This is a genomic window from Gardnerella massiliensis (assembly GCF_003408845.1).
GTDB lineage: Bacteria > Actinomycetota > Actinomycetes > Actinomycetales > Bifidobacteriaceae > Bifidobacterium > Bifidobacterium vaginale_H.
The window spans coordinates 1-10,730 of the sequence record NZ_LRTV01000005.1 but is presented as its reverse complement, the minus strand read 5'-3'; the positions used below and the strand labels follow the sequence as shown (position 1 = coordinate 10,730).

6 protein-coding genes are annotated in these 10,730 nt (G+C 50.3%); all 6 read right to left on the bottom strand.

What is annotated here, in order from left to right; genetic code table 11:
• Positions 1-175 precede the first annotated feature (175 nt).
• A complete protein-coding gene (gene uriT, locus AXE77_RS03190) occupies positions 176-1,600 on the bottom strand; it encodes a uridine transporter UriT (protein WP_116712120.1) in 1,425 nt (474 codons plus the stop codon).
• A 131-nt stretch (positions 1,601-1,731) separates the two neighbouring features.
• Positions 1,732-2,670 carry a uridine-preferring nucleoside hydrolase UriH gene (gene uriH / locus AXE77_RS03185; RefSeq protein WP_116712119.1) on the bottom strand — a complete coding sequence of 313 codons (939 nt, stop codon included), beginning with the start codon at positions 2,668-2,670 and terminating at the stop codon, positions 1,732-1,734.
• Positions 2,671-3,301: 631 nt separating this feature from the next.
• Complete coding sequence (locus AXE77_RS03175; protein ID WP_116712117.1) at positions 3,302-4,450, bottom strand: PfkB family carbohydrate kinase; 1,149 nt, start codon at positions 4,448-4,450, stop codon at positions 3,302-3,304.
• Between the two features lie 153 nt (positions 4,451-4,603).
• Positions 4,604-7,126 carry an ATP-dependent DNA helicase RecG gene (locus AXE77_RS03170; RefSeq protein ID WP_116712116.1) on the bottom strand — a complete coding sequence of 841 codons (2,523 nt, stop codon included), beginning with the start codon at positions 7,124-7,126 and terminating at the stop codon, positions 4,604-4,606.
• A 950-nt stretch (positions 7,127-8,076) separates the two neighbouring features.
• Positions 8,077-8,271: a 50S ribosomal protein L28 gene (rpmB, locus tag AXE77_RS03165; RefSeq protein ID WP_004105392.1), complete on the bottom strand. Its 195-nt coding sequence runs from the start codon at positions 8,269-8,271 to the stop codon at positions 8,077-8,079.
• Positions 8,272-8,392: 121 nt separating this feature from the next.
• Positions 8,393-10,730, bottom strand: a 2,338-nt coding sequence (gene fni / locus AXE77_RS06830) for a type 2 isopentenyl-diphosphate Delta-isomerase (protein ID WP_240612642.1), incomplete at its 5' end; no start/stop codon positions are given.

The following is a 10,730-nucleotide window of genomic DNA, read 5'->3' as shown; positions in this document are numbered from 1 at the left end:
CAAAACAGCAACATTTTCCGGAGAAAAAACTCCCGCAAATGTTCCAAAAAACAGCCAAAACAGCAACATTTTCCGGAGAAAAAACTCCCGCAAATGTTCCAAAAAACCACCAAAACAACAACAAACGCCGGAGAAAATTCCCCGGCGTTTGCAGTCAAAAACAACCCTACTTAACTTACTTATTTACCTCTTCAGGATTTGGAATCAAGAAGGAGCAAGCAAACGCAAGCACGAGAAGAACGATTCCAGCAACCATAGAAGCCATGTATCCGCCTGTTGCGCCATTAGTTCCAGCAACATTCGTCATCACAGCGTAAAGAATCGCGAAACTCAAGCCAGCACCCAAGTTAAACGCACCCGCGTTCATACCCGGCAAGTAACCTGGATTATCCTTTGGCGAAAGCACAATACCAAGGCCGTTAAGCATAATGTTCGCAACGCCAGCGTAGCTAATACCCAAGGCGAGAGAAAGCACAACCAGCGCCCAAACGGATGGCACTCCGGCAACATAAATTCCAAAAAGCACGCCAATAATACTTACCAAAATGCCAGCGCGAAGCACCAAACGGTACCCAAACTTTGCCGCCAACATGCCAGCAACCGGTCCAAACAGTAAGCCAATAATTGCGTAAGGCGTAAGCGTTGCGAAGCTCACCACGTCTGCACCCAAGTGCGCACCAAACTTAGTATCCTGAGCCAACTGCGGCACCACGCCGTTCATCAAAGCGAAGACGCCAGTCATCGTCAAAAGCGTGCAGGAAAGCAAGCCCCACGTACGGCGCTGCTTCATGTAATGCGTAGAAACCAGCGGAGCCGCACTATTGCCCTCAATCTTCCAGAACACAACGAAGAACACAACAGCCACAACCACAAGCCCTGCGACCATGGTCCAGTTTGCTGCGGCGAGCTTGTCGATTTCGTTAATAGCAAGGTAGGCAGCCAAGAACGCAATGCCGAGCGTTATAACGCCAAGCCAATCCATTCGTGGAGTATCGTCCGCATGCGATTCTTCCGCAGCGAAAATAATCATAAGAACTGCAACAACAGCAATACCAGCCATCGTCCAGAATACCGAGCGGAAACCGTATTTTCCTGCAAGCCAGCCGCCAAGTAACGCGTCAACGCCTGCAATACCGCCGTTTACGGATGTCAAAATTGCCATCAACTTTGCGTAACGCTTTTCTTCGCTAACACGCACGCGCAGCATAATCAGGCACATTGGCACCACAGGTCCGGAGGCGCCTTGCAAAATACGTCCGATCATAAGAACGGTTACGTCAGGCGCAAGGGCAGAAACAACGCAGCCCGCAATCGTGGAAATAAGTATTCCAATAAGCACCTTTTTGCGGCCAACTAAGTCAGCTAAGCGAGGCAAAAACAGTGAGAATAGCGCGGCTGCGGTGAAGAATACCGTTTGCGTTAAGCCAATTTGCGTATCGGTTGTGTGAAGCTCTTTCGTCATTGTTGCCAGTGCAGGTGACAGCATAGAAGCGTTGAGCTGGAACGCAAAAATGGCAACCAGAAGCGCTGTCATCAGCGCCACAATGGAGCGACCGCCTTTGTCTAACATGGAAGGCGTCGGAGATGAAACCTCAGTCATAATAACCTCCGTATCAAATTTTGTATAAATTTAAAGGCTTAATTTGATTAATTTATTTGCTTTATTAATTCGATTAATTAAAGGATACGTTTAGTAACTACGTTTAATAGCTACGTTTAGTAACATTCGTATCAGCCGATACGCTTAAGCGCGTCAATAATCAAATCCCAGAACTTGTCAAAATCAAGCTTCGTAGCAACTTGCGTATGGCACTCCTCCGCGGAAGGCTCCGGTCCGCGCAAATCCGCAACCGTCATACCAAGCGTCAAATCGCCCTTAATCTCAACGTCTACAGGGCAACGACGCGTGCTCACAACGCTGTGGTCAATCAAATAGGCCACGGTGCAAGGATCGTGCACAGGCGGGTCAATAAAGTCCTGATTGTTCTGGTAGGCTTTGCGGAAGAAGTCCATTAAACCACTGGCGAACGTTGCCAACGGAGTGCCGATTGCGTTAATCTTTTCCTGCACAGCCGGTGTGCAAAGCGCCTGGTGCGTCAGATCAAGGCCGACCATGGTAATAGGCCACGGCTCGTTGAACACCACGTGCGCAGCCTCCGGATCCGTCTTAATATTGAATTCAGCCACTGCGCTCCAATTTCCGACGTGGTATCCGCCGCCCATGAGCACAACTTCTTTCACGCGACTCACGATTCGCGGCTCCATGCGCACTGCCATAGCAATATTGGTGAGTGGACCGGTTGGTACCAGCGTAATTGTGCCAGGTTCGTGGCTCATAATGGTGTCGATAATCCAGTTGACTGCGTGGCCTTCGTCGAGTGGGCGCGTAGGTTTTGGAAGGGTGACGCCGTCCAAGCCGGTTTCGCCGTGCACCGCAGCCGCAACTTCCAGCGGACGAATCATAGGGCGATCGCAGCCGGCGTGTACTGGAATGTTGGTTGCGTGCGCCATTTCGAGCGTTGCGCGCGCGTTATACGTGACTTTTTCGAGGCTTTGATTGCCGCCAACGGTGGTGACACCAAGCAAATCAATATTAGGATTGCCAAGTGCTAGCACAATGGCCATGGCGTCGTCGTGACCGGGATCACAATCGAGAATAATTGAAGTCATCGCTACTCCTTTGTACAAAACTAACTTCTTATATAACTAGCTTCTTATATAACCAGCTTCTTATATAACTAGCTTCCTATATAACTAAATTCTTATATAACCAGCTTCTTATATAACGACATGCGTTTAGTGGAATATTCCTTTGCGTAAGGTTGGTTACGACTAGCTTGCGTAAGGCTTGCGTAAAAGCAATACCCACCAAAACTGACATTTGTTTATATAAGTAAACAAATGACCATTTACAAGTATAGCAGGGCTTAGATTTGATGCAATAATGTTGCGTAATTAATTAGAAAACGTAACTTAATTAGAAAACGTTTGGAGCGATACACCACACCAAAGGAACGCTCGCGCGTTTGTTGTGTGGTGCTCGCGCTTTAAGCGCTTCGGCAGGTCGTCGCGCAAACGCCGGAGAAAAAAACTCCGGCAAATGTTCCATAATTACGCAAATTCAGCAACAAATGCCGGAGAAAATTCTCCCGCAAATGTTCCAAAAAACCACCAAAACAGCAACAAATGCCGGGAATTTTCCGGGAAATGTTCCAAAAAACGGCCAAAACAGCAACAAATGCCGGAAATTCTCCCGCAAATGTTCCACAAAACGGCCAATACGCTCGCGCGAGCGCTTAATCTACGCGCGCTCGTGAATATTCTTCATGCGCTCCAACACCAACTCAGGTGTGAACGACTCATGCACCGGCTGCACAGACTCCGTATTCAAAGCAGCCGCCGCAACCGCAAAACGCCCCGTCTTAGAGGAGTCAAAATCATTGTAACGAGCATAAATCAACGCAGCAGTAGCCACATCACTCGAACCATTATCATTACCAACAGCTCTCACACCGTCGTTACCATTGCCACGAGCCAGCATCATACGCTGCATACGCTTAACCTGCACAGGATAAAACGCCACGCCTTCCTCGGCAACACCATAAGCGACACCAGCACGCCCCGCGTTCACAAACACATGCTTTACCCCGCGCTTAAGCAGCGCGCTCGCGCAACGCATAGCAGAACGTTCGTCAACAGCCGAAATACCAGTCAAAGCCTGCGACTCAGCCGTATCCAAAATCAGCGTATCAATACAACTCAGTCTGGAAAGCACTCGCGAAGCCTTAGCGTCAGTAATAGCACGCATCACAATAGGCCTACGATACCTATCGCACAACCATTCAATCGACCTTTGCGGAATATTAGTATCCAGCACCAAAATATCCGCATTTTCAATAATCGACATGCGCTCGCGCAGAAAATCTGGTGTCATGTGATCGTAAATACTCATGTCATCCAACGCAAGCAAACGCTGCCCTGAAGCATCACCAACGTACATGTAGGATGCTGTCATAGCATCCGGAAGCTGCTTCGCATAACCAATATCGAGACCATTAGCCGCAGCATCAATCCTGAAAAGCTCACCGTTATGGTCGCCGCCGTACACCGAAACCATGCTCGTGCGCAAATTAAGCCGCTCCAACGCGACCGCAATATTGCGCCCCACGCCGCCGAGCATGTAGCGCACGCGGGAAGCATTAGACGTGTAATCCATCAAATCGCCGCACGCAATTCCCAGCACGTCCATGCTGATGCCGCCGACAACAGTGACGTAACTTGGCGGCGTCACAATATATCCTTTGCCGCGCAAGTAGCCTTTGCGAATGAGATTAGAAATATGAGCCGCCACTCCAGAACGCGTAATTCCCGCTAAATTAGCAAGCTCCTGCTGGCTAATCATCGGGTTTTGTTGAATCCAAGCCAAGATTTGCTGTTCGCGTTCAGTCATGGTCGCCTACTCTCTAGTGCGATTGTTAAAACCTCTACTTTCTAGAATATTCACAAATCTCATAATATGCACGTAAATTTATAAATTTTCTTTATTTTTTTGTTATTTTGTTATCTTTGTTATCTTTTTTGCGCACTTTTATACGCAACAATCCTAATTACTTACGATTTGCGCACTTCCTCCACGCGTAAAGTCCAGCACAGCTCCCGCAAGATACGGCAGCGAATCAAGACTCACTCCGCAATTACGCAACGTCTCCTCCGCATCGTCGCGCGCCTGCACAATCACCTGCGCATCCTGAACCACCCGAAGCAACTTCAAACTCGAATGTCCCCCAGATTGACTACTTCCCAAAACGTCGCCAACATTACGCAATTCCAAATCCTTCTGCGCAATCACCGCACCGTCCAACGAACGTTCAACCACCTGCAAACGCTCCTGAGCAACGCTAGCAGCCTCGGTTTGCGCAACCAAAAACGCCCACGACTGCGTGCCGCCGCGACCAACGCGACCACGCAATTGGTGCAATTGTGCCAAACCAAAACGATCAGCATCAAAAATAACAATGCAACTCGCTTGTGGCACATCCACGCCTACCTCAATCACAGTTGTAGACACCAACACCTGCACATCGCCGCGCATAAACCGTTCCATAGTTTCGCGCTTAGTGTTGTCGTCGTCACGGCCGGTGAGCTGAGCAAATTTAATACCTTTGAACTGCGGAAGCGCGGAAAGACGCTTAATAATTCCCGTAACCGTGTGCAGCTTACGAATAGGAGCGTTTGGGATTTCATTAAGCTGGGAAGATTGCGGAAGTTGCGAATAGTTGGAAGATTGCGAAAGTTGCGAATAGTTAGGAGATTGCGGAAGTTGCGGATAGTTCAGCGAGCGCGCAATATCGTCAAAGCCCTCAGCTTCTTCAGACTCGCCGTCACCGCCAGCATCATCCTCAATATGCGCACAAACCACGTACGCACGCTCACCCGCATCAATACGCGTACGAATATGCGCAAACATGCTCGCCATAGTGCGCGCGTCACTTTCCTGCACAACAAACGTGCGAATCGGCTTTCTACCTCCCGGAAGCTCCGTTAAATACGAAACGTCAAGGTCACCAAACCAAGTCATAGCAGCCGAGCGCGGAATTGGCGTCGCTGTCATCACCAAAAGATGCGGGGTATATTCCGTACACTCGACGTCGTGCGAAGTTACACTTACGCTTGCGTTGCGTGAAGTTACGCTCACGTCGCGCGCCTTTACGCTCACGTTGCGCATCAGCACATTTCGCTGCTCAACCCCAAAACGATGCTGCTCATCAATCACCACCAACGCTAAACGAGTCGGCTTAAAACTCGAAGAAAACGCAGCGTGTGTGGCCACAATCAACGCCGGCTCCCCACTCGCCACACTCGCGAGCGCGCGCCTACGTTCCGCAAGTTTCATGCCGCCCGTCACCACAACAACCGGAACGTCGATATTCGCGCGAGCAACCATCTGCCGCAAATTTTCGGCGTGCTGAGCTGCGAGCACTTGCGTTGGCGCCACCAACACCGTCTGATACCCCGATCCCACGGCCTCAAGCATGGCCGCAAGAGCCACCACCGTTTTGCCGGAGCCAACTTCACCCTGCAACAGGCGACGCATAGGACGCGACTCGCGCATATTCCCTACAATCTCGTCAATTACTTCCTGCTGACCGTGCGTAAGTGCAAACGGGAGGCTCGCTACGAACTGTTGCCGCAATTCGGAATTATCGCACGTAATTGCTCGATTATTTTTCACATTTTCGCGCGATTGCAACACCGCTATTTGCGAAATAAACGCTTCTTCGTAGCGCAAAGTTGCCAAAGCTTTGTGGAATCCCTCGGTTGATTGCGGATGGTGCACGGCGTATATGGCTTGCGCGCGGGTCATAAGATTGCGTTTGGTGCGCACCGATTCGGGGAGAATGTCGGGAATTGGGAGTGAGTTCGGGTTTGGGTTTGGGCTTGGGCTTGGATTTGAGTTTGGATTTGAGTTTGGGCTTGGGTTCGACAGGGATTCCGCTGGCTGCATTAGCGAAAGTATGTCGAGTATGGTTTCGTGAATACGTTCGCTGGAAATGCGCGAGTTGGCGTGATAAATAGGCTGCGGCGCACTCAAACGCGCCAAACCTTCCTCAACGCTGCGAACGGTATCGTCGGATTGCGCAACGTTACTACTTACTTCCTCCGCAACCACTGTCACAATCCGAGGGTGCGTAAATTGCAAACGTCCATTAAACGCACTCGACATACCCCCCACGACTATCATTGCGCCTACGCGTAACTTTGCAGAAAGCCACTGAAGATACTGACGGTTGTTGGCGAAATAAATAAGTTGCGCCGCGTCGCGCTGATTTTGCACAACGTTGATTTCGAGCCTCGATCCACGGCGAGCGTTCATCGATACAACGTTAATCGACTGAACTTGTGCGTAAAACACCACTTCTTCGCCGATACGGATATCGCGAAGACGCGCGACTTTCAGCGGATTTGTGACCCTAAACGGGTAGTAAGTAAGCGCGTCTTCTACAGTGGTGATGCCGAGCGATTTCAGCGCTGAGATGCGACGCTTATTGCTGATTATTGAAGCAAGCGCGGTGTGCATTTGAGCTGAATTCGTAGGCATATTTGGCATACCTAGATTATAAGTCATTGACGCTCCGACCTGCCTGAGCGCTGCGATTTAGCGCGCGACGACCTGCCGGAGCGCTTAGAGCGTAGCGCGCGTTAGTTTCTTTACAACGTTGTAAAGGGACTGTCGCTTTTGGGCGTGATTCCGTTAGTTTCTATACAACGCTGTAAAGTGACTGTCACTTTTTGGTGAGATTCCGTTAGTTTCTATACAACGCTGTAAAGTGACTGTCACTTTTTGGCGAGATTCCGTTAGTTTCTATACAACGCTGTAAAGTGACTGTCACTTTGTATAAGCCAACTCTCGCCTCCCAGTTAGATTCCGACATTTCCTATACACCCATGTAAAGGGACCGTCTCTTTTTGGCGAGATTCCGTTAGTTTCTTTACAACGCTGTAAAGTGACTGTCACTTTGTATAAGCCAACTCTCGCCTCCCAGTTAGATTCCGACATTTCCTATACACCCATGTAAAGGGACCGTCACTTTTTGGTGAGATTTCGTTAGTTTCTATACAACGCTGTAAAGTGACTGTCACTTTGTATAAGCCAACTCTCGCCTCCCAGTTAGATTCCGACATTTCCTATACACCCATGTAAAGGGACCGTCACTTTTTGGCGAGATTCCGTTAGTTTCTATACAACGCTGTAAAGTCACTGTCACTTTTTGGTGAGATTCCGTTAGTTTCTATACAACGCTGTAAAGGAATAATCACTTTTCGGCTTAATTTCGATTTTTTCTTTACACGGTTGTATAGGAATTGTCGGTTTGTCATTTTATGGAACATTTGCCGGAGTTTTTTCTCCGGGTTTTGTAGCTACATCAGCCACATTATGGAACATTTGCCGGAGTTTTTCCGGGTTTTGTAGCTACTTTCGCGCTTTTATGGAACATTTGCCGGAGAATCTGCGAATACAAAAAAGCCCCGAGCATCGCTCAGGGCCTTTACCATTCAACGCAATTAATACGCGATTCACGCTTCAACGCGCTGAACCTTGCCAGCCTTAATGCATTTTACGCACACACGAAGGCGAACATTCTCGCCATCAATGGTGGTGCGAACCGGCTGAAGGTTCGGGCGGAAGGTGCGCTTATTGCGGATATGCGAATGTGAAACACTGAAACCGGTCTGCGGTCCCTTGCCACATACTGCGCAACGAGCTGCCATAATGGACTCCTATTTTCTTTGACTTGCAAGTCTTGCGTCATTCAACCACACAAATTACTCACGCACATCGCATAAACAAATGAGCATGCCTGAATGCACAACTACACAAGTATATCACTCACTAAGACAATTGAATGTTCACATTCGTTTGCAAATCCGCAACCGTAGTGCAACCGAGCAGCGCCATAATTACGCGAATCTGCTCCTGCCATTCCGTAATTTGTTGCGCAAGTGCGTCCTCACCTTCGTGCACAAGCGTGTGCAAAAACTCGCCGGCAACACCCACTGCCGACGCACCCAACGCAAGCGCGCGCACCACATCTAGCGGCGTGCGAACGCCACCGCTCGCGAAAATTTCCACCGGATCAGACTTAAGCGCCTCGCAATTGCGAATATCACGCAACGATTCAACGGTAGCAAGACCCCAATTAGCCAAATAATCGTAGTTGCCACGAATACCAAGCACATTCACACCACGCGCGCGACGAGCGTTCTCAATAGCCACGAAATTCGTGCCGCCGCGCCCGGACACGTCCACCGTTCGCACGCCAATATCGCGCAAACGCAAAACATCTCGAGCCGTCATACCACAACCGGTTTCCTTCACAATAACCGGCACTCGCTCCGCTTCGCACGCGCGCACAATTCGCTCAATATTGTGCAACCAATCGCGAAAATCGCGGTCACCTTCCGGCATAACCAGCTCCTGAGCCGCGTTCAGATGCACCTGCAGAGCGTTTGCTTGCAGCATGCTGACGGCTCGCAGCGCATCGTCGGAACTCGTTCCCGCGCTCACGTTCGCCATCACGAAGCCATGCGGATTTTCGCTTCGAATCACGCTGAACGTATCGCGCAAAGTTGCGTCACGAAGGGCGGCGCTTAAGGACCCGCTTGCCATTGCGACTCCAGTTTTTGCCGCAACGCGCGCGAGTTGTGCGTTTATTTCTTGCGCGGCCGCACTTCCGCCGGTCATGGCGTTAATGTACAGCGGCGAGCGCCATTGAGCAGCGTTATTTTCCATATTGTTGAGCACGCGTACGCTAGCGTCAACTTCCTCCAACGCAATCTGCGGCAACGCGTTCGGCATAAGCCGCACTGCATCAAATCCGGCATCGGCTTGCGCTTGATATTGCTCAGTTGCGAGGGCAATATGCTCGTTTTTTCGGTGTTGCGTAATAAGCGACGCCTCGCCAACGCTACGCTCAACTTCCGGAGTCTCGCCAGACGTTGCAGACGTTACGAACTTTGCAGACGTTGCAGACGTTGCAGACGTTGCGAACTTTGCAGACGTTGCAGACGCCGCCGCCGTAATCGAATCTCCCGCTTTAGGAAGTCGAATGTCGTCAAAGTTCAAATCAGACGTCAAACCAGACGTCAAACCAGCCTGGTTCCGCCACACGTCCTTGGTTCTTGCCTTAAGTTTCTTCATTCTCAGACGATTGTCGACACCAAAGTCACACGCGCACTTAAGTACAATATTTTCGGAAGATTTACCAGTTCCCGTAATTTTTGCAATTTTTAAGTTCAGGGGCTGTATTTTTTTCTCTTTCCAACGCGATTTCACAAAGTCGGCACAATCCGTATCGTCTACACTCACCACAGCAATTCCGCAGTCACCACCGCCGGCTCCGCTTGTTTTCGCCGGCAAACCAACGTTTGTGGCACTTTCAATAAGTTCCGTCAATTGCGGCGTTTCAATAGTCGTGCCGGTGAGCGCACCTAAATCATTCAAAAGCTGACGATTGCAGGCAAAACCGCGGGCAATTCCCAACAAATCGTACGATTCCAAAGCAATTATTAAACGCTGAACGCAAGCCTCGCTACACGCGCAAAAATCTTCGTAAGTAAAAGGTAACGTTTGACGCGAAGGTTGCGTTTGACGCGAAGGTTGCGTTTGTACAGAAAGTTGCATTTCTGCAGCGCCACTTCCTACGCTACTTCCCACGCCACTTTCCACGCTACTCACCAGCTCCGCGCTCGAAGCCGGCGAACCAGTCCAACCAACCAGCAACTTTAGCGACGGCGACACGTTAAGTCGCCTCACCTCCAAGCGCGGCCATTTTTTGCGCAACAACTTACTAAAACTGGATTCCCCCGACTCAACCAGCGTCAACTCAGCACCAAGCCACTCGCGGTTGTACGCGCGGTACATAATCCACCCGCCGTACGCGCTCGCCGCCACGTCGCCGCCGGAACCGGACTTTGCAACCTTCGACGACACAATCAACGCCAACTTAGCGATCGTCGGCGTAGAAACGCTCAAACCATACCATTCGCACAGCGCACGCACCGTCGCAACCGTCACCGCAGCAGAGGAACCAAGCCCGTACTTTCGCCCCGATTTCGCATCGTCGAGTTCGCTGTCGACGTGCAGATTGTACAAACGACGCTCCATATTTGGCGCGTTACATTCGCGAGCGTAGGCGTCCACAACACGCATGGCGGCGAGCACGTACGCG

Bases quoted from the DNA above. Each gene is read 5' to 3' on its own strand.
- AXE77_RS03175 (WP_116712117.1), bottom strand. From the start codon at position 4,450: ATGACTGAACGCGAACAGCAAATCTTGGCTTGGATTCAACAAAACCCG.
- uriH (WP_116712119.1), bottom strand. From the start codon at position 2,670: ATGACTTCAATTATTCTCGATTGTGATCCCGGTCACGACGACGCCATG.
- AXE77_RS03170 (WP_116712116.1), bottom strand. From the start codon at position 7,126: ATGACTTATAATCTAGGTATGCCAAATATGCCTACGAATTCAGCTCAA.
- uriT (WP_116712120.1), bottom strand. From the start codon at position 1,600: ATGACTGAGGTTTCATCTCCGACGCCTTCCATGTTAGACAAAGGCGGT.
- rpmB (WP_004105392.1), bottom strand. From the start codon at position 8,271: ATGGCAGCTCGTTGCGCAGTATGTGGCAAGGGACCGCAGACCGGTTTC.